The organism is Hyphomicrobium sp. (genome assembly GCF_047600905.1).
GTDB lineage: Bacteria > Pseudomonadota > Alphaproteobacteria > Rhizobiales > Hyphomicrobiaceae > Hyphomicrobium_B.
The window spans coordinates 1,650,363-1,669,944 of record NZ_JASGKD010000001.1; the positions used below are offsets into that span (position 1 = coordinate 1,650,363).

Here is a 19,582-nt window from a genome sequence, read left to right on the forward strand (position 1 = left end):
CCAAACGTCCTTGCAAGTTATTGGCTTGGCGGTGCGCAATAGGCTGCGCCCCGCAACTCACAAGATAAGCGAACCTGCCTAAGCCAAGCTGGTGACTGAACGTTCATTTTTTGGGCTTGCTCGCGCCTACATTCCGAATAGTCTTAAAACTATCACAAATTCGGTCACTCAAGGCCGATAAACCAGGGATTTGGGGCAATTTGGAAAATCGAGCATTCTCGGTTGGAAGACGCTTTGGCATTCAATCCGGCTTCGCAACCTTCCTGTTCGCTGCGTGCTTCCTAGGCACACCGGAGATCAGCCGCGCGGAGATCGGCTCGGACGAGCCGCATGTCGACAGCCTACAGCCGCCGGAAGATCCTCGCGATGTCGCCGACCGCGATTTCCCATTCGAGCTGCGGAAAATTGCCGACAAGCTTGAAAGCCCATGGTCGATGGCGTTCCTGCCCGACGGGCGGATGCTGGTCACCGAACGGCCCGGCCGCTTGCGCGTGATCATCGGCGATCAATTGCAGGGCGAGCCGATCTCTGGCGTGCCGACGGTTCTGTGCTGCAGTCATTCGGGGTTACTCGACGTCCTGGTCGATCCGAGTTTCTCCGACAATCATCGGATCTTCCTGAGCTATATGCACGGCACGGCGGATGCCGGCACGATCCGAATCATGAGCACCGAACTCGAGGGCAACGCGCTGATCAACAGCCGGGTGATCTTCGAGAGCCGGCCAGCGGCGAAGGGCCTCGACCAGATCGGCGGGCGGCTCGCCTTCGGGCCAGACCACAAGCTCTATCTGACGATCGGCGATCGCTTCCAGATGGAGCGGGCGCAAAACCTTCTGGATGACGGCGGCAAAATCATCCGAATCAACACCGACGGCTCGATCCCGAGCGACAACCCGTTCGTCGGACGGCCCGATGCGCTACCGGAGATCTACAGCTACGGACACCGCAATCCTCAGGGACTGATCGGCAACGTCGGCGATGGTCAGCTTTGGGCAGTCGAGCAAGGGCCCAAGGGCGGAGACGAGCTGAACCTCGTCACGCCCGGAGGCAATTACGGCTGGCCGCTCGTCACATATGGCAAAAATTACGACGATACGGTCATATCCGATCAGACGTCGGCGCCCGGACTTATCGACCCGGTGCACTTCTGGGTTCCCTCGCTGGCGACGGCAAGCCTGGTTTCGTATTACGGCAACGTCATGCCGGATGACTGGCGCGGAGATTTTCTGGTCGGATCTCTGGCGGGCGAGTGCCTGATCCGGCTCCGGATGGATTCCGGACGCGTCGTCAAGGAAGAGCGCTATCTGCACCATACGATGGGTCGCATTCGCGACGTCGCCGTCGGTCCCGACGGGTATGTCTATCTGCTGCAGGACAACAGCGAAGCGGCCGTCTACCGGCTTGAGCCGACGACCGATCTGCTGGCGAGGATGAAGCCGCCGCAGTAGGCCAAGGGCTTTCCGCCCGTGCCAGATGTCAAGAAATCATGCGGGCCGGATCAAACGATCCGGCCCGTTTCTGTTACACCATGTCCGGACATTTGACAGGGAGCATGACCATGGCCGACCGGCTAAAGGGCAAGATCGCGATCATTTCTGGCGGATCGACGGGGATGGGTGGTGCGTCGTCGCTTCTCTTTGCTGCCGAAGGCGCCGCGGTCGGGGTGATCGACCGGCGCGAAAAGGAAGGTCAAGCGATCGTTGACCAGATCAACAATGCGGGCGGCAAGGCCGTGTTCGCTGCCGCCGACGTCGCGGACGAAGGGCAAGTGAACGATGCGGTCGCCAAGGTCACGTCCGCGCTCGGTCAGGCGAATGTGCTGTTCAATCATGCGGGCACGATCATCATCAAGCCGTTCCTCGAAATGACGCTGAAGGAATGGGAATGGCTGATGGGCATCAACGTCACGAGCATGTTCCTGATGACCAAGGCTGTGCTGCCGGGCATGATCGAGATGGGCGGCGGCTCGATCGTGTGCACGTCGTCGATTTCAGCGATTGCGGCGACACCGCTCGAGACGGCCTACAATACGTCGAAGGCCGCCTGCCACATGTTTGCGCGCTCGATCGCGGTCGAGTATCGCGACAAGGGCATTCGCTGCAACGCCGTCGCTCCTGGATTCGTCGCCACGCCGCACGGACTGCGCGAGGTCGCCGAGTTGCAGAAGCTCGGTGTCGATGCGTCAGAGGAAGCGCTCGCCGTGCAGCAGGGCCGACTGTGCAAGCCGGAAGAAGTGGCCAACGCAGCCCTCTTCCTAGCCAGCGACGAAGCAAGCTTCGTCAACGGCGCGTCGATCTTCGTCGACAACTGCTTTACGGCCGTGTGACGGGGCCTCAGCAGACGAGCGACGCCGATTGATTCCGTTATCCCGGCGCAGGCCGGGATTCAGTCAACTTTCGACTTCTGACGTGTTGACGCTTGTCTGGGTGCCGACCCCGGCCTTCGCCGGGGCAGGCTCTTCGTCGGCATGACGGTGGGATGAATTGGATCGGCCCCATTCGTCTTCCGCCAACTAAACCGACCGCTAGCCGATCAGCTCCGGGCCTTTGTGGCCCTCGATCAGGAACTGCAATTCGTCTTTTAAATTCACGCCGGTCAATCCGCGGCGGAAGGCTTCGCGCAGGATCCAAGCGGTTTTGAACGCGCCCTCCTCATACGACAGCCCGCGCTGGCGGACGTTCGAAATGCAGTTGCGATCCGCGTCCTTCAGGCCGACGCGCGGAGAAAAGGTGATGTAGACGCCGAGGCTATCGGGCGAGGACAAGCCGGGCCGCTCACCGATCAGCACGAGCACGGCCTTGCCGCCAAGAATTTCTCCGGCCTCGTCGCCCAGCGCCACGCGGGCGTCTTCGGCGAGCAGGATCGGCGACAATCTCCAACCGTTTTTCGTGATGTAAGGTTCGAGCGCCGACAGGAATGGCACGATGTTCGCCGAAACCGCCGTCGATGACAGACCGTCGCCAACGAGAACGACCAGATCGGGCCGCTCCCTCTCCATTTCGGAAGCGCGAACGAGGGCCTCTCGCGAATGATCGGATAACTTGCGGCCGAGATCCGGGCGGCGCAGGTATTCGGACCGATCGCTGGTGGCGCTCGTGACTCTTAGCGTCGGGAAGCCGAGATCAGCGAGCCCCTTCTCGATCGGCGTCCAGTCGATCGGCGTCGTGACCGCGTCGCGCGCCATGGCATGCGAAAGTGCGAAGTCGAGCACCTCATGCGTCGGCATCGCGGAGCCGGAGCGCCCGAGGCCGATGCGGGCGTCGGTGAACTGCTTGAGATTTGCCCAGGGATCTGCCGCCATGTCACGCCGCCAATGCCTGAGCGTGCGTCAGTAGTGGATTGCCCGGGCGATGCGGCGCGAGATGGCCGGCCGCGTCGGTGACACCGATCTTCGAGAGCCAGGCTTCGAATTCCGGTGCGCGTTTGAGGCCCAGCGCCTCGCGCACGTAGAGCGCGTCGTGGAAGGACGTCGACTGATAGTTCAGCATGATGTCGTCGGCACCGGGAATGCCCATGATGAAGTTGACGCCGGCGGCGCCGAGCATCATCAGCAGGATGTCCATATCGTCCTGGTCGGCTTCGGCGTGGTTGGTGTAGCAGATATCGCAACCCATCGGCAGGCCAAGCAGCTTGCCGCAGAAATGATCCTCGAGGCCGGCGCGGATGATCTCCTTGCCGTTGTAGAGATATTCGGGACCGATAAAGCCGACGACGGTGTTGACCAGCAGCGGCTTGAACTGGCGCGCGACGGCATAGGCGCGGGCTTCGAGCGTCTGCTGATCGCAGCCGTGATGAGCGTCGGCCGACAACGCCGATCCCTGCCCAGTCTCGAAATACATGCAATTGTCGCCGACGGTGCCGCGCTTCAGGCTGAGCGCCGCCTCCCTGCCCTCCTGCAAATGCGCGAGCGAGACGCCGAAAGAGGAATTGACGCCTTCGGTGCCGCCGATCGACTGGAAGACGAGATCGACCGGCGCGCCCTTGGCGATGGCGTCGATGGTCGTCGTGACGTGGGTTAGCACGCAGCTTTGGGTCGGAATTTCGAAGCGCTGGATGACATCGTCCATCATGACGAGAAGGTCAGTGATGGCGCTGATGTTGTCGCTCGCCGGGTTGATACCGATGACGGCGTCGCCGCAGCCGTACATCAGGCCGTCGACCATCGAGGCGGCGATGCCTTTCTTATCGTCGGTCGGATGGTTTGGCTGCAACCGCACCGACATATGGCCGGGCAACCCGATCGTGTCTCTGAACTTCGTGATGACGTGGGCCTTCTTGGCGCCGAGGACGAGATCCTGATTGCGCATGATCTTCGAAACGGCGGCAACCATCTCCGGCGTCAAACCGGATGCGAGCGCGGAAACCTTGTCGGGCGTCGCGTCCTCCGAAAGGAGCCAGTCGCGGAACCCGCCGACGGTCAGATGCGAGACGGGTGCGAACGCGGCGGCGTCGTGGGTGTCGACGATGAGGCGGGTGACGTCGTCGTGCTCGTAGGGGATGATTGCTTCGTTGAGGAACTGCTTCAAGGGAACGTCGGCGAGAGCCATCTTGGCGGCGACGTTTTCGGCGGCGGATTTCGCTGCCACGCCCGCGAGCACATCGCCCGAGCGCGGCGGCGTCGCCTTGGCCAAAAGCTCCTTCAGGGATGAAAAGGTATAAGTCGTCCCACCTGCGTGCACCCGATACATGATGTCTCTCCAGATCTGGCCGGTTGCCAGTTCAATAATGTCCTTCAATCAGCGGCGCGCAAGCTTCAATTCGTGCCGATTACGTCATCAGCCGCACATTTGCAGAGCAACAGACCTCAAGCGCACTGTTGGGTGTCGAAGTCCATCACAGGCGTCGCGCGCTGCCTGAGATTGGCGAGATCGGCAACTCCGGCGATGAAGACATCCATCGAATCTTCGAATGTCGCGCTCGGATCGAGGGTCTTGAGAACGGGAAGCAGAGCACGGGTGGCGCGATAGGTCTGCGGATCGAGCGCCTGGAGTTCGGCTTCCTCCGCCGTGCCGATGGCTTTCAGCAGGCCCTCCGCCTCAGCCAGCGCGAAGCCGAGAACGAAAGCATAGAATGCGAGGCCGAGGCCGGCAGCAGAAGCATCGGGAAGACCGGAATTGCGCAGGGCGCGATAGACGATCTCACTTGAAATATGGTCTGCCGGGCCCGTCGCGTTGTAGCGGAAATGCAGCGGAAAGACGCGCGGATGGTTGTGCGCCAACAGCCGGTAGGCATTGCCCACGGCTTTCAGGTCGTCGCGCCAATTCTGAGACTCCGTAGGCATCTCGACGCTATGAAGGCCGCGTTCGGCGATCGCCCGCAGCAATTCATCTTTCGATCCGAAATGATGAAGGACCGTCATCGGGTCGATGCCCATCAGCACCGCGACCTTGCGGACCGAAAATGCGCTCTCGCCGACCGTGTCGAAGAGATCGAATGCAGCTTCGAGGATTTCCGATTTCTCGACGCCCCGCCGTGCCCGCGATTTAGCTTCCGACATCCGACTGCCCCTTGACTTCTACAGTGTAGAGTTTACACAGGAAGTACTCTAAGAAGCAAGCCACCAAGTATAAATACTCCGACCACAAGTCAGCGCGAGCGCGGGTGGCGCGACGGAAAAATCCTGTGATGGCACCGTTGCATATGGGAATCCGAGGGCATAATCATGGGGGTGGCATCGTTCACCGCCCTGAGGCGCCGCGTTCCATGAGCAGCACCCCCCATCCCAAGCGCGAGCTCCTTAGGCTCTGCGCGCGCATCGGCTATACGCCGCACTGACCTCTACCAGCTTGTCCTGCAATCGGGCCCAAAGCCCGTCTTTTCCTGTTTCTGCTGGAGGTTATCCCGTGTCCAACCGTTTTCAGACCAAGCAAATTCAGCAACTTGACGCGCAGCACCATCTGCACCCGTTCACCGACCATCAGTCGTTGCGCGGCAGCCAGAGCGTCCGCGTGATTGTCAAAGGCGAAGGCCCGTATGTCTTCGACAGCGAGGGCAATCGCATCCTCGACGGCATGGCCGGGCTTTGGACGACGAACATCGGCTACGGCAACAGGGAGCTGGCACAGGCCGCCTACGACCAGATGGTCGAGCTGCCGTTCTACAATACCTTCTTCAAGACCACGCATCCGCCGGTCGTGGCGCTCGCCCGCAAGCTCGCCGAGATTGCGCCCGAAAACATCAACCAGGTGTTCTTCGGATCGTCGGGCTCTGAATCGAACGACACGGCCATCCGCCTCATCCGTCACTACTGGGCGCTCAAGGGGGAGCCGAAGCGGCGCATCATCATCAGCCGCAAGACCGCCTATCACGGCTCGACCATCGCAGCCGGCTCAATGGGCGGCATGAGCCATGTCCATCAGCACACCTATCCGGTCTATGAAGGCTTCCGCCATGTGATCGACCCCTACTGGTTTGGGGAGTCATTTCCCGGCGAGACGCCGGAAGCGTTCGGCCTGCGCGCGGCTCGCGCAATCGAGGAAGAGATCCTCCGTTGCGGACCGGAGAATGTCGCAGCGTTCGCGGGCGAGCCGGTACAAGGCGCGGGCGGCGTCCGGATCGCGCCGTCGACCTATTGGCCCGAAGTCCAGCGCATCGTCGACAAGTACGGCATCCTACTGCTCGCCGACGAGGTGATCACGGGCTTCGGCCGTGTCGGCACCTGGTTTGCGTCCGATTTCTACGGCATTCGTCCGAACCTCATCACCTTCGCGAAGGCGGCGACGTCGGGCTACATCCCGCTTTCAGGCCTTCTCATCGACGACAAGATCGTCGAAGCGCTGATGTCGAAGGACGACGACTTCAACCACGGCTATACGTTCTCCGGCCATCCGGTGGCGTGCGCGGTGGCGCTCAAGAACCTCGAGATCATGGAGCGCGAACGGCTCGTTCCCAAGGTGAAGGAAACGACAGGACCGGCGCTGGCGAAGCTGTTGGCGCGGTTCAAGGATCATCCGCTGGTGGGCGAAGTGCGCTCTGTCGGCATGCTCGGCGCGATCGAACTCGTCGCCGACAAGAAGACTCGCCGGCGCTTCGACAATCCGGGCCGCGTCGGCCTCATCTGCCGCGATCATTTCTTCCGTGAAGGCTTCATCATGCGCGCGGTCTGGGACACGATGGTTTGCGCGCCGCCGCTGATCTGGAACGAAGAGCAGTTCGAAGAGGCAGGCCGCGTCATCCAGAAGGCGCTCGATCAGACGCTTGCTGCCGTGAGCGGAGAAATGGCGGCATGAGCAGGCCCATTGTCGTCATTGCCTGCAGCACCGGGACTAGCAGCGAGTTGGTCGCCGACGCGGCGGGGCGGAAATATTCGCTCGCCGTCGCGGAGGTGTCAGAATGCCAGCCGCTGCTGCTGCCCGTCGGCAAAGGCCTTGCTGATATCGCTTCGGTCCTCGAGGTTGCGTCCGGCATTCTGCTGCCGGGCGCGATCGCGAACGTGCATCCCGAGCACTACGGCAATGAAGAACCGGTCATTCCGGAAGCGATCGATCGTGACCGCGACGCCGTCACGCTGCCGCTGATCCGGGCGGCGGTGGAGCGGAAAATTCCGATCTTCGCGATCTGCCGCGGCTTCCAGGAACTCAACGTGGCGCTCGGCGGGACGCTGCATCAGGCCGTTCACTCGGTCGAAGGCCTCGCTGACCACCGGGAGCCGGACGTCAAGGACTTCGACGTGATGTTCGCGGTCCGACATCCGGTGAAGGTCAAGGGTGAACTGAAGAAATGGCTCGGGCAGGACGAGGTGATGGTGAACTCGCTGCACGGGCAAGGCATCAAGGACCTTGCAAAGCCGCTCGTCGCCGAGGCTTTCGCCGAGGACGGCCTAGTGGAAGCCGCGCGCGTCGCCCAAGGCAATCCGTTTTCCCTCGGCGTGCAATGGCACCCCGAGTGGCTCGTTCAATCCAACCCCGTATCCCTGGCGCTGTTCCGTCGCTTCGGCGACGCCGCGAGAGGTATGATCGCGAAAGGCCAGGCTGCATGACCGATACTTTTCTGACCGTCGAAGAAACCGCCGCTTTCCTCGACGCCAATCCGACCGTGTCGTGGATCGACATCCTTCTGTTCGACATCAACGGCATGCCGCGGGGCAAGCGCGTGCGGCGTGGCGATCTGGTCAGCGCGGCGAAGAGCGGGCTGCTGTTGCCGGCGTCGGTGTATGTGCTCGATCCGCGCGGCAACTCGATTGCCGAGACCGGTCGCTTGTGGGAGACCGGCGATCACGACATTCCGTTCCGCATTCTGTCGGGAACGCTGCGGCCGGTGCCGGTCAACGGTTCGACCCATGGCCAGGCGGTAATGGTGCCGTCGGAGGGCTGCGATATGGATCCGCGCGGCGTTCTGGCTGCGCAAGTCTCGCGTCTCGGCAAGGCCGGGCAGAAGCCCGTCGTCGCTGTCGAGCTTGAATTCTACGTCACGCGGCGCATGCCGGACGGCAACTTCAGCCTGATCACGCCACCGGGTCTTTCGGCCGACCCCGACCGTCCGATGACGTTCGGCTTCGAGGAAATGGACACACTCGGACCGTTCATCGATGACGTCTATCGCGTCGCCGAGGCGCAGGGCCTGCCGCTCGATGCCGTGATGCAGGAATCCGGTCCCGGCCAATTCGAAATCAATCTCAAGCACTCGGACGCCATGAGCGCGGCGCTCGACGGCTTGCTTCTGAAGCGGGCTGTCAAGGCGGCGGCGCGGGCGCATGATCTCGAAGCGACGTTCATGGCAAAGCCGCATCACGACTGGACCGGGTCCGGCATGCACATTCACGTCAGCCTCGTCGACACGCAAGGTAATAACCTGTTTGCCGGTGAGCCGATGTCGCCCATGTTCCGTCAGGCGATCGGCGGCCTTCGCGCGTCGATGCCGGACTTCATGGCCGTCTGGGCGCAGTCGGCGAATGCCTATCGCCGGTATGTGCCGGAATCCTACGTGCCGATGGCAGCGCACTGGGGTTTCAACAACCGCACGGTGGCGCTGCGGGTGCCGCACTGTTCAGGCCCTGCGACCCGGATCGAGCATCGCGTCTCGGGCGCCGACGCCAATCCGTTTCTGGTGGTTGCGGCGATCCTTGCCGGTGTGCGCCACGGTCTCGTCAACGGCGTCGACCCCGGGCAGCACGCGCAAGGCAATGCCGAAGAACTCGACGGCGCCGAATTACCGACGGCCTGGGTCAACGCGCTGCAGACGTTCCGCTCATCCGATGTGGTTCGGGAGGCATTCGGCGAAGCATTCCAGGATGTCTACTTCCGCTTGAAAGAGACCGAACGGATCAGCTTCGAACGCATCGTCACATCTCTCGACCATGAATGGTACGCCCAGGTTGCATAAGGCTCACATCGCATGACCACTCTCGCGCACTTTGAATCTCTCGCCGGCTCGATCAAAATTCCGGGCGAAGCCGTGATCGGCGGCAAATTGGTTGCCAGCGTTTCGGGGAAGACATTCGCCAACATCTCTCCGCGCAACGGCCGCGTTCTCAATCACGTCGCCCAGTGCGGCCCCGAAGACGTCGATCTCGCGGTCAAAAGCGCACGCCGTACGTTCGAAGAGGGATCGTGGCGCAAACTTCACTACCGCGAGAAAAAGCGCATCCTGTTGAAGCTCGCTGAGCTGATCGAGCGCGACATCGAAGCGATCGCCGTGCTCGAAAGCCTCGACGTCGGCAAGCCGATTTCCAATGCGCTCGGCGGCGACGTTCCCAATGCCGTCCGCTCGCTGCGCTACTATGCGGAGGCGCTCGACAAGGTCTACGGCGAAGTCGGACCGGAGGCGCCGGACCGGTTTTCGTTCGTCGTGCACGATCCGCTCGGCGTCGTCGGGGCGATCGTGCCGTGGAACTTCCCCCTGCACATGGCGATGTGGAAGGTGGCGCCGGCGCTCGCGATGGGCAATTCGGTCATTCTGAAGCCGGCGGAGCAATCGCCGCTGACGGCATTGAAGCTTGGAGAGCTGGCGCTCGAAGCCGGACTTCCCGCCGGGGCGCTCAACATCATTCCGGGCTTCGGCGCGGAAGCGGGCAAAGCGCTTGCGCTGCACAATGACGTCGACATGATCGCGTTCACCGGATCGGGTCCGGTCGGCAAGCTGCTGATGCAGTATTCGGGACAGAGCAACCTGAAGCGCGTGAGCCTCGAGCTTGGCGGCAAGTCTCCGCACATCGTCTTCGCGGACTGTCCTGATCTGGATCGGGCGGCGACGGAAGCGGCTTGGGGCGTCTTCTATAATTCAGGGCAGGTATGCACCGCTGGATCTCGTCTCTTGGTGCAAGACGCGATAGCCGATCAGTTCACTGACCGGCTCTTATCCGTCGCCCGAAAAATCGTTGCCGGAGATCCACTCGAACCGGCGACGAATTCCGGCGCCATGGTTAGCGAAGAACAGATGAAGACGGCACTGCGCTATATCGAAACCGCGAAGCGCGAAGGCGGAGAGCTGGCGCTCGGCGGCCATCGCACGCTCGAAGCGAGCGGCGGTTACTATGTCGAGCCGACGGTTTTTGCCGGCGTGACACCGGAAAATACGCTGGCGCGCGAAGAAGTCTTCGGTCCGGTGCTCGCCATCACGCGATTTACCGAGCCGGACGATGCCATCCGCATCGCCAACGACACGAACTACGGGCTTGCCGCCGGTCTTTGGACCAAGGACCTGACACTCGCGCATCGCGCCGCCCGCGAACTGCGCGCAGGCCTCGTCTGGATCAATGGCTGGGATGCCTGCGATATCACGCTGCCGTTCGGCGGGTTCAAACAGTCCGGCTTCGGCCGCGACCGCTCGCTGCACGCACTACATAAATATGCCGACCTGAAATCGGTCTCGATCACACTCTGACACCCCCGGAGGCAGTGAAATGAATATCAAGTCCTCGACCCCCTTCCCTTCCGCCGCGTTCATTGACGGCGAATGGGTGACCTCGAAGAAGACGTTCCCGGTGATCGATCCCGCGACCGGCGAGAAACTTGTCGACGTGCCGGACCTGACGCCAGACGATGCCAAGCGCGCCATCGATGCCGCGCACAAGGCTTTCCCGGCGTGGTCAGCAAAGACTGCAAAAGAGCGGGCTCAGATCCTGCGCAAATGGTTCGATCTGATCATCGCCGAGACGGAGCCGCTGGCCCAACTGATGACGGCCGAGCAGGGTAAGCCGCTGACGGAATCGCGCGGCGAGGTCGTCTATGGCGCCTCGTTCATCGAATGGTTCGCGGAAGAGGGAAAGCGCGCCTACGGGCACACGATTCCGACGACGATCGCGTCGCGCCGCTACCTGACGATCAAGCAGCCGATCGGCGTTTGCGCCGCGATCACGCCATGGAACTTCCCGATTGCGATGATCACGCGCAAGGTCGGTTGTGCGCTTGCCGCCGGCTGCACCATCGTCGTGAAGCCGTCGGAAGAGACGCCGCTGTCGGCGTTAGCGCTTGCCAAACTCGCGCAGGATGCAGGCGTTCCAGCCGGCGTGTTCAACGTCATCACGACGCTCGACGGCCCGGGCGTCGGCAAGGTGCTGACCGCCGATGATCGCGTTCGCAAGCTGACGTTCACCGGCTCGACGGAAGTCGGCCGCATCCTCTATCGGCAGTGCGCCGACACCATCAAGAAGCTGACATTGGAACTCGGCGGCAACGCGCCGCTGATCATCTTCGATGATGCCGACCTGAAGCAGGCCGTCGCTGGAACGATGGCGTCGAAGTTCCGCAACGCCGGTCAAACCTGCGTGTGCGCGAACCGCATCCTGGTGCAGGCGGGTATCTTCGACAAGTTCGTCGCGGCCTTGAAAGAAGAAGCCGGCAAGCTCGTCGTCGCACCCGGCCGCGACGCCAAATCCACCGTCGGACCGCTGATCAACTCGGAAGCGATCGACAAGGTCGAGACGCTGCTTTCGGATGCTGTCTCGCACGGCGCCAAGGTCGAAATCGGCGGCAAGGCGGACAATCACGGCCCGCTGTTCTTCGCACCGACGGTCGTTACCGGCGTCACGACCGAGATGAAGATCGCAAACGAAGAGATCTTCGGGCCGGTCGCGTCGCTGATCAAATTCGAGACGGAGGCCGACGCCATCCGGATCGCCAACAGCACGCCGTTCGGGCTCGCCGCTTACCTCTTCAGCCAGAACGTCTCGCGGGCGTGGCGGGTGGCGGAAGCGCTCGAAGCCGGCATGGTGGGCGTCAACGAGGGTGTGTTCTCCAACGAGGTCGCGCCATTCGGCGGCGTCAAGCAGTCGGGACTCGGCCGCGAGGGCGCGGACGAAGGCCTCAACGAATATCTCGAGACAAAAATGATCTGCCTTGGCGGCATGAACACCTAGAAGTCAAGTTTCGGCGGGGCATTTGGATTAATGCTCCGCCGAAAAAGCATTGAGCCCTTTTTTCGCTTTCGAACTACGAAGGACCCATCATGACGACCTCTGCCGAACTTCAGGCCCGCCGCGTCGCTGCCGTTCCGCGGGGCGTCGGAAACGTGACGCAGATTTTCGCGAAGAAGGCGAAAAACTCCGAGCTTTGGAGCGAGGACGGGAAACGCTACATCGATTTCGGCGCGGGCATCGCGGTCGTCAACACCGGACATCAGCATCCAAAGCTGATCAAGGCGATCGAAGAGCAGCTGAAAGCCTTCAGCCACGTCTGCTTCCAGGTGACGCCTTACGAGAATTACGTCAGCCTCGCCGAGCGGCTGAACGCGATCGCGCCGATCGCCGGACCGGCAAAAACGATGCTGGCATCGACCGGCGCAGAAGCCGTCGAGAACGCGGTCAAAGTTGCGCGCGCATTCACTGGCCGCCCGGGCATCATCTCGTTTGCCGGCGGGTTTCACGGCCGGACACTGATGGGCATGGCGCTGACGGGCAAGGTCGTTCCCTACAAGAAGGGCTACGGACCGTTCCCGCCCGATGTCTATAACGTCGAATTTCCGAACGTCTTCCACGGCGGCAGTACCGGGCAGAGCATCCGCAGCCTGAAATCGCTGTTCAAGCACTCGGTCGATCCGTCGAACGTCGCCGGCATCATCATCGAGCCGGTGCAGGGCGAAGGCGGTTTCAACATCGTGCCGCGTGAATTCATGGTGGCGCTGCGCGAGCTTTGCGACGAGCACGGCATTCTGCTGATCGCCGACGAGATCCAGACCGGCTTCGCCCGCACGGGCAAAATGTTCGCGATGGAGCACTTCGGCGTCAAAGCCGACGTCGTGACGATGGCCAAAGGCCTCGCTGGCGGAATGCCGCTGTCGGCGATCGTCGGCCGCGCGGACGTGATGGATGCTTCGAACCCCGGCGGACTTGGCGGCACTTACGCGGGCAATCCGGTCGCGTGCGCCTCAGCCCATGCGGTGCTCGACGTCATCGCAGAAGAAAAACTGTGCGATCGCGCCAACGCCATCGGCAAGACCATTCTCGATCGCTGCTCGGCGCTGCAGAACAATTCAAACCTCAACTGCATCGGCGACGTGCGTGGCCTCGGCGCGATGTGCGCTGTCGAACTCGTCAAAGACAAGTCGAGCGGCGAGCCCGCGCCTGAGCTCACCGCAGCGCTGCTCAAATCGGCGAGCGAGCGCGGCCTTATCCTGCTTTCGTGCGGCACATACGGAAACGTCATCCGCTTCCTGGTGCCGCTCACTGCGAGTGACGAACTCGTCAAGGAAGGCATGGACATTTTCGAAGCGGCGCTGACCGACGCCGTCGCCAAGGTAGCTTAATTTCAGGCCCCCCGGGGACACTCCCCTTCGGGGAGCCGGCCGCCGGGGCTGACCAAAGGGACCATCACATGAACGTTCAGATCAAACCCAACGACCTCGCATCCTTCTGGATGCCGTTCACCGCGAACAAGCAGTTCAAGGCGAACCCCCGGCTGTTCGTCGGCGCCAAGGACATGCACTATGTGACGAACGACGGTCGCAAGGTGCTGGATGGCACATCGGGTCTTTGGTGCGTGAATGCGGGCCACTGCCGCCCGAAAATCTCAGAAGCGATCAAGCAACAAGTCGACACGCTCGACTTCGCGGGCACCTTCCAGATGGGCCATACGCGGGCGTTCGAAGCGGCCAGCCGGCTGACCGCGCTGGCGCCGAAGGGTTTCGACCACGTGTTCTTCACCAACTCCGGTTCGGAATCGGTCGAGACTGCCCTGAAGATGGCGATCGCCTATCATCGCGCCAAGGGCAACGCCACGAAGGTGCGCTTGATCGGACGCGAGCGCGGCTATCACGGCGTCAACTTCGGCGGCATGTCGGTTGGCGGCATCGGGCCGAACCGCAAGATGTTCGGCGCGCTGGTGGCGGGCGTCGATCATTTGCGCCATACGCACGATCTTTCGAAGAACGCATTCACGCGCGGCGAGCCGGAGCACGGCGCGGAATTGGCCGATGATCTCGAGCGCCTCGTCGCGCTGCATGACGCCTCGACAATTGCGGCAGTGATCGTCGAGCCGGTCGCGTGCTCGACGGGCGTGCTGATCCCGCCGAAGGGCTACCTGAAGCGCCTCGAAGCGATCGCGAAGAAACACGACATCCTACTGATCGCCGATGAAGTGATCACCGCGTTCGGCCGTCTTGGCACGCCGTTCGGGTCGGACTACTTCGGGATTTCGCCCGACATCATCACGACGGCCAAGGGCGTGACGAACGGCACGATCCCGATGGGCGCGGTGTTCGTCAAATCGCACGTGCACGATGCCTTCATGAACGGCCCCGATTGGGTGATCGACTTCTTCCACGGCTATACGTATTCGGGCCATCCGGTAGCGGCCGCCGCCTGTATCGGCACGCTCGACACCTATGCTGAGGAAGGCCTGTTGACGCGCGCGGCCGAGATTGCGCCCTATTGGGAAGAGCGCGTTCACGCGTTGAAGGACCTGCCGCATGTCATCGACGTGCGCAACATCGGGCTGATCGGTGCGGTGGAGTTCGCTCCCGATCCGGCGCAACCCGGCAAACGGGCGTTCGACCGTTTCGTCAAGGCGTTCGAGGACGGCATCCTCGTGCGCCAGACCGGCGATATCATCGCGCTGTCGCCGCCGCTCATCATTTCGAAGTCGGAGATCGATCAGCTGTTCGACACCTTCGGCAAAGTGCTGAAAGAGATGAACTGAGTTAAGCCTCTCCCCTTGGGGAGAGGCAGGCGCGACAGCGCCGGTGAGGGGGAAGTGGATGGCCATGAAGCGTCCCCTCACCCTGACCCTCTCCCTAAGGGGAAAGGGAAAACACGCCTCAAAGAGAAACGAGTACCCAATGCACATGATCGAAAATGCCATCGATGGACGCCGCGCGGCGGTTCATGCGGCGCGCACGCAGGCCGTCTTCAATCCTGCAACCGGCGAAGAAGTTGCGCGACTGCCGTTATCGAGTGTCGAAGATCTCAATATCGCCGTTGCCGCCGCGAAGAAGGCCGCTTTAGCGTGGGGGACGACGCCGCCGATGAAGCGCGTGCGTCCGCTGTTCAAGTTCAAGGAACTTCTGGAGAAGAATGCCGACGAGATCGCACGGGCGATCTCGCGTGAGCACGGCAAGACGCATCCCGATGCGCTAGGCGAGTTGCAGCGCGGCATCGATGTCGTCGATTTCGCGTGCGGGATTCCGCATCTGTTGAAGGGCGAGTTCAGCCGCAACGTCGGCCCGGATATTGACAGCTGGTCCGACCGCCAGCCGCTCGGCGTCGTCGCCGGCATCACGCCGTTCAACTTCCCCGCCATGGTGCCGATGTGGATGTTTCCCGTCGCCATCGCATGCGGCAATGCTTTCATCCTGAAGCCATCCGAGCGCGATCCGTCGGCGCCGATGCTGATCTGGGAATTGTTCCAGGAAGCGGGCCTGCCGCCGGGCGTGTTCAACGTCGTGCACGGCGACAAGACGATCGTCGACGGCATTCTCGATCATCCCGACATCGCCGCTGTTTCGTTCGTCGGCTCGACACCGGTTGCGCAATACATCTACGCGCGCGGCTCGGCGAACGGAAAACGCGTGCAAGCGTTGGGCGGCGCCAAGAACCACATGATCGTGATGCCCGATGCCGACATGGATCAGGCCGTCGATGCGCTGATGGGCGCAGGCTATGGCTCAGCCGGCGAGCGTTGCATGGCGATCTCGGTCGCTGTGCCCGTCGGCGAAAGGACCGCCGACAAGCTCGTTGAAGCATTGGCTCCACGGGTCCGCTCGCTGAAGGTCGGTCCTTCAACCGATCCGGAGTCGGAAATGGGTCCGGTCGTGACGGCGGACGCCAAGCGCAAGATCACATCGCTGATCGACAAGGGTGTCGCGGAGGGCGCAAAGCTCGTCGTCGATGGCCGCGGGCTGACGCTGCAGGGCTACGAGAACGGCTATTTTCTCGGCGGCACGCTGTTCGACAACGTCACTCGCGACATGACGATCTATCGCGAAGAGATTTTCGGGCCGGTGCTATCGGTCGTGCGCGCGAAGAACTACGATGAGGCTGCTGACCTCATCAATACGCACGAATACGGTAACGGCACCGCGATCTTCACGCGCGACGGCGACACGGCGCGCGCATTCGCCGATCGCATCGAAGTCGGCATGGTCGGCATCAACGTGCCGCTACCGGTGCCTGTCGCCTATCATTCGTTCGGTGGGTGGAAGCGGTCGCTGTTCGGCGACCACTCGATCTACGGGCCGGAAGGCGTGCACTTCTATACCCGGCTCAAGACGGTGACGGCGCGTTGGCCGGCCGGCATCCGCAAGGGTGCGGAATTCAACTTCCCGAGCTTGAAGTAGTTTTGTCGCCCCCGAGCACGCGAACGCGTTTGCTCGGGGACGACGCCGAGAATTTAGTTCGCGGCAGGCGCTGCCTGCTTCGCGGCCCAGGCGGCCACGCGCTGCTTGCAAGGGTCGGAGAGATCGGCCTGATGCTCTGACAGGCACGCGCGAATCTTGCCCTTGGCGTGCTCGACGCCTGAACAGAATTTCTGTACGTCCGCCTTGCACGCGCCTTTGCCGCCTGCGGGCGGTGCTGCGGTTTCGTCGGCGAGAACTGCGACCGAACCCAATGTCAGGGCGGCCGCAACCGCGATTGCAAATTTCATTTGGTGCTCCTCGATGATCGTTGCGATTGTCTTAACGCAGCGCATTCGCGTATCCGGCGCACCAATCCGAACATCGAGCGTTTCTTTTTTTAAAGCCGCTTTTCGAAACGAAAACTGCGTGCCTTCCTTCCGGAAAGCACGCAGTTATTCTCTCGTTCGAGCTTTTAAGCTGAAATCAGATCAGCGCAGATATGGGCAAACGCGCTCGACGCCGCGGCGATCGATATAGGTGCCCGTGCGATAGCTGAAATCGGGGAAGTCACGCGCACAACGGTCCATGTCGCGCGGCGCGGCTCGGTGCTCGGAGATCGCCGCAGCGATCAGCGCTCCGCCGATGATGCCGCCAACCAGCGCACCCGGGCCCCAACCCCAACCAGGACCATGACGCCAACCGACGTGCGTAACGGTGCCCGCATCTTTCGCGACACCCGAAACGCCTGCGCCGAATGGTGCGGCCGCCGCCTGTTCGGTCACTGCCAAACTCGTCGCAAGCGTCGCGACGATCAACGAGGAGGAAATGATAGTCTTCAGTTTCGTCATAGTTACGTTCCCACCGAAACGATGTGTCTGTTCCGCCTAACGCGGCAGATGGACAAGATCCGTCGCTTGCCTCGAAACGATCACAAGTCTTGATGATTCGTTTCTTTTAAGCTGACTGAGCTTCGCGACATTTCGAAGGCGATCATTTCTTAGATCAGTCACGATGAATCCGCGGTGAACCAAACGCAAAATGAAAAGCCGGCCACTCCGGGGGGATGAAGCGACCGGCTGGTAGCCGCCGGTGAGGGATCCAGCGGCACGGGGGTTCTTTTCTCGACTACTCTGCCGCTTGACGGAAGTTCCGTGCGGCATCGAGAGTGTCGAAGCCAAGCGAAGCTGCAACCGCCGAATGCGTGATGCGTCCTTCCTTGACATTCAATCCTGCAGCGAGATGGGGATCGCGATCGAATGCTGCAAGACCCTTGTCGGCCAGTTTCATGACGAATGGCAGCGTTGCGTTGTTGAGCGCCTGAGCCGACGTCAGCGGAACGGCGCCCGGCATATTGGCGACGCAGTAGTGAATGATGCCGTCCACTTCATAAGTCGGATGTGCGTGCGTGGTCGGCTTCGAGGTTTCGAAACAGCCGCCCTGATCGATGGCAACGTCGACGAGCACTGCGCCCTTCTTCATGTCCTTCAGCATTGCGCGGCTGACGAGCTTCGGCGCGCTTGCACCGGCGACCAGCACAGCGCCGATCACAACATCGGCTGCGAGCACTTCGTTCTCGATCGTCTCCATCGTGGAGGCGAGTGTCTTGACGCGGCCTTCGAACAGCTCATCCAGCTGACGCAAACGCGGAAGCGAACGATCGATGATGGACACGTCGGCACCGAGACCGGCCGCCATCCGCGCCGCATGCGTCCCGACGACGCCGCCGCCGAGTACAACAACTTTCGCCGGCTTGACGCCGGGTACGCCGCCCATAAGGACGCCGCGGCCGCCGGTCGGGCGACGAAGCGCCTGAGCTGCGGCTTCGATCGAAAGACGGCCCGCCACTTCGCTCATCGGAGCCAGAAGCGGCAGCGAGCCGTTGGCGTCCGTCACGGTTTCGTAGGCGATGGCGGTGGCGCCTGATTCCATCAGGCCGATTGCCTGCGGCGCATCGGGAGCGAGATGCAGATACGTGAACAGGATCTGATCGGGCTTCAACCGCTTCCACTCGACCTGCTGCGGCTCCTTGACCTTCACGATCATCTGGGCGTCGAAGAAAACCTCATCCGCAGTCTTGACGACGCGTGCGCCGGCCTTCTCGTAGGTGGCGTCATCGGCGTAGATCCCAGCGCCAGCGCCGGACTGCACAATTACCTCGTGGCCGCGCGCCGCAAGTTCGCGAACCGAGCCGGGGACGAGACCGACGCGAAACTCGTTGCTCTTGATTTCCGTGGGAACACCGATGCGCATAATTCGCTCCTGTAAAGCGCCGCCCGAATTCTCTATTGCTCTAGATCGCACATTAGTGATTTGGTTACTCGGCAATTTCAGTTGCATATTCGATATTTATCGCTGATATTCTGCGCAGCTTCTTCGTTTGGCGCATGAAAATGGCGGAAGTTCCCTTAGACGCGCTTGATAAGGCCATCCTGGCCGCCCTGCTGGCCGACGGGCGGCAAAGCCAAGTCGATCTCGCTGAGCGCGTTCCTCTGTCACCAACGGCGATCGCGCGCAGGATCAAGGCGCTGGAACAATCCGGCGTTATCGAGGGCTACCAGGCGCGGATCAGCCGCAAGGCGCTCGGCCTCACGATGATGGCCGTGGTGCAGATCAGCTTGGAGAGCCAGAGCGAGGAGCTTCTGGCAGCGTTCGAGCAGGCGGCTGCGGCCGCGCCGTCAATCGTATCGTGCTACATGATGTCGGGGCACGACGACTATCTGATTACGGTGCTCGCCCGCGATCTCGCCGATTTCGAGAGGATTCACAAAGAACAGCTTTCGCGACTGCCGGGGGTGTCGCGGCTGCATTCCAGCTTCGTGCTGCGCGAGGTCGCGAACCGCTCCCTGCCGATGTCGAGCCTGCTGCGATAGTCATC

At 61.9% G+C, this 19,582-nt stretch carries 17 protein-coding genes; 11 read left to right on the forward strand and 6 right to left on the reverse strand.

Annotation, left to right across the window (positions count from 1 at the left end):
* Positions 1 to 200 precede the first annotated feature (200 nt).
* Positions 201 to 1,448, forward strand: a complete 1,248-nt coding sequence (locus QM780_RS08130; RefSeq protein ID WP_415069969.1) for a PQQ-dependent sugar dehydrogenase — start codon at positions 201 to 203, stop codon at positions 1,446 to 1,448.
* Positions 1,449 to 1,558: 110 nt separating this feature from the next.
* Positions 1,559 to 2,326 carry an SDR family NAD(P)-dependent oxidoreductase gene (locus QM780_RS08135; RefSeq protein ID WP_415069970.1) on the forward strand — a complete coding sequence of 256 codons (768 nt, stop codon included), beginning with the start codon at positions 1,559 to 1,561 and terminating at the stop codon, positions 2,324 to 2,326.
* Positions 2,327 to 2,524: 198 nt separating this feature from the next.
* On the opposite strand, the gene eutC is transcribed toward QM780_RS08135, so the two are convergent.
* The 3 genes from eutC to QM780_RS08150 all read right to left on the reverse strand — a co-directional run bounded on the left by eutC (position 2,525) and on the right by QM780_RS08150 (position 5,497).
* Positions 2,525 to 3,301, reverse strand: coding sequence for an ethanolamine ammonia-lyase subunit EutC (eutC, locus tag QM780_RS08140; RefSeq protein WP_415069971.1), 777 nt, complete (start codon positions 3,299 to 3,301; stop codon positions 2,525 to 2,527).
* A 1-nt stretch (position 3,302) separates the two neighbouring features.
* Positions 3,303 to 4,691 carry an ethanolamine ammonia-lyase subunit EutB gene (locus QM780_RS08145; RefSeq protein ID WP_415071990.1) on the reverse strand — a complete coding sequence of 463 codons (1,389 nt, stop codon included), beginning with the start codon at positions 4,689 to 4,691 and terminating at the stop codon, positions 3,303 to 3,305.
* A 113-nt stretch (positions 4,692 to 4,804) separates the two neighbouring features.
* Positions 4,805 to 5,497: a TetR/AcrR family transcriptional regulator gene (locus QM780_RS08150; RefSeq protein WP_415069972.1), complete on the reverse strand. Its 693-nt coding sequence runs from the start codon at positions 5,495 to 5,497 to the stop codon at positions 4,805 to 4,807.
* A gap of 346 nt (positions 5,498 to 5,843) precedes the next feature.
* On the opposite strand from QM780_RS08150, the gene QM780_RS08155 reads away from it, so the two are divergent.
* The 8 genes from QM780_RS08155 (at position 5,844) to QM780_RS08190 (ending at position 16,707) form a co-directional block, all read left to right on the forward strand.
* Positions 5,844 to 7,229 (forward strand): aspartate aminotransferase family protein, encoded by a 1,386-nt coding sequence (locus tag QM780_RS08155; RefSeq protein WP_415069973.1) that lies wholly within the window; start codon positions 5,844 to 5,846, stop codon positions 7,227 to 7,229.
* Complete coding sequence (locus QM780_RS08160; RefSeq protein WP_415069974.1) at positions 7,226 to 7,978, forward strand: gamma-glutamyl-gamma-aminobutyrate hydrolase family protein; 753 nt, start codon at positions 7,226 to 7,228, stop codon at positions 7,976 to 7,978. Before QM780_RS08155 ends, QM780_RS08160 begins: the two co-directional genes overlap by 4 nt.
* On the forward strand, positions 7,975 to 9,321 hold the full coding sequence (locus QM780_RS08165) for a glutamine synthetase family protein (protein WP_415069976.1): 1,347 nt from the start codon (positions 7,975 to 7,977) through the stop codon (positions 9,319 to 9,321). The genes QM780_RS08160 and QM780_RS08165 overlap by 4 nt, the downstream gene beginning before the upstream one ends.
* 12 nt (positions 9,322 to 9,333) lie before the next feature.
* Positions 9,334 to 10,821: an aldehyde dehydrogenase gene (locus QM780_RS08170; protein ID WP_415069977.1), complete on the forward strand. Its 1,488-nt coding sequence runs from the start codon at positions 9,334 to 9,336 to the stop codon at positions 10,819 to 10,821.
* A gap of 19 nt (positions 10,822 to 10,840) precedes the next feature.
* Positions 10,841 to 12,295 (forward strand): NAD-dependent succinate-semialdehyde dehydrogenase, encoded by a 1,455-nt coding sequence (locus QM780_RS08175; RefSeq protein ID WP_415069978.1) that lies wholly within the window; start codon positions 10,841 to 10,843, stop codon positions 12,293 to 12,295.
* 89 nt (positions 12,296 to 12,384) lie between these two features.
* The gene (gene gabT / locus QM780_RS08180) at positions 12,385 to 13,680 is read left to right on the forward strand and encodes a 4-aminobutyrate--2-oxoglutarate transaminase (protein WP_415069979.1); all 1,296 of its coding nucleotides are present in this window, start codon (positions 12,385 to 12,387) and stop codon (positions 13,678 to 13,680) included.
* Between the two features lie 68 nt (positions 13,681 to 13,748).
* Positions 13,749 to 15,071: an aspartate aminotransferase family protein gene (locus tag QM780_RS08185; protein WP_415069980.1), complete on the forward strand. Its 1,323-nt coding sequence runs from the start codon at positions 13,749 to 13,751 to the stop codon at positions 15,069 to 15,071.
* A 139-nt stretch (positions 15,072 to 15,210) separates the two neighbouring features.
* Positions 15,211 to 16,707: a CoA-acylating methylmalonate-semialdehyde dehydrogenase gene (locus QM780_RS08190; protein ID WP_415069981.1), complete on the forward strand. Its 1,497-nt coding sequence runs from the start codon at positions 15,211 to 15,213 to the stop codon at positions 16,705 to 16,707.
* 53 nt (positions 16,708 to 16,760) lie between these two features.
* Here the strand turns inward: QM780_RS08190 and QM780_RS08195 are convergent, their stop codons facing one another.
* The 3 genes from QM780_RS08195 to ald all read right to left on the reverse strand — a co-directional run bounded on the left by QM780_RS08195 (position 16,761) and on the right by ald (position 18,957).
* Positions 16,761 to 17,015 (reverse strand): cysteine rich repeat-containing protein, encoded by a 255-nt coding sequence (locus QM780_RS08195; RefSeq protein WP_415069982.1) that lies wholly within the window; start codon positions 17,013 to 17,015, stop codon positions 16,761 to 16,763.
* Between the two features lie 180 nt (positions 17,016 to 17,195).
* A complete protein-coding gene (locus QM780_RS08200) occupies positions 17,196 to 17,555 on the reverse strand; it encodes a hypothetical protein (RefSeq protein ID WP_415069983.1) in 360 nt (119 codons plus the stop codon).
* A 277-nt stretch (positions 17,556 to 17,832) separates the two neighbouring features.
* Positions 17,833 to 18,957 (reverse strand): alanine dehydrogenase, encoded by a 1,125-nt coding sequence (gene ald, locus QM780_RS08205; RefSeq protein ID WP_415069984.1) that lies wholly within the window; start codon positions 18,955 to 18,957, stop codon positions 17,833 to 17,835.
* Positions 18,958 to 19,097: 140 nt separating this feature from the next.
* Here ald and QM780_RS08210 point away from each other — a divergent pair, with 140 nt between their 5' ends.
* Complete coding sequence (locus QM780_RS08210) at positions 19,098 to 19,577, forward strand: Lrp/AsnC family transcriptional regulator (protein WP_415069985.1); 480 nt, start codon at positions 19,098 to 19,100, stop codon at positions 19,575 to 19,577.
* Positions 19,578 to 19,582 lie beyond the last annotated feature (5 nt).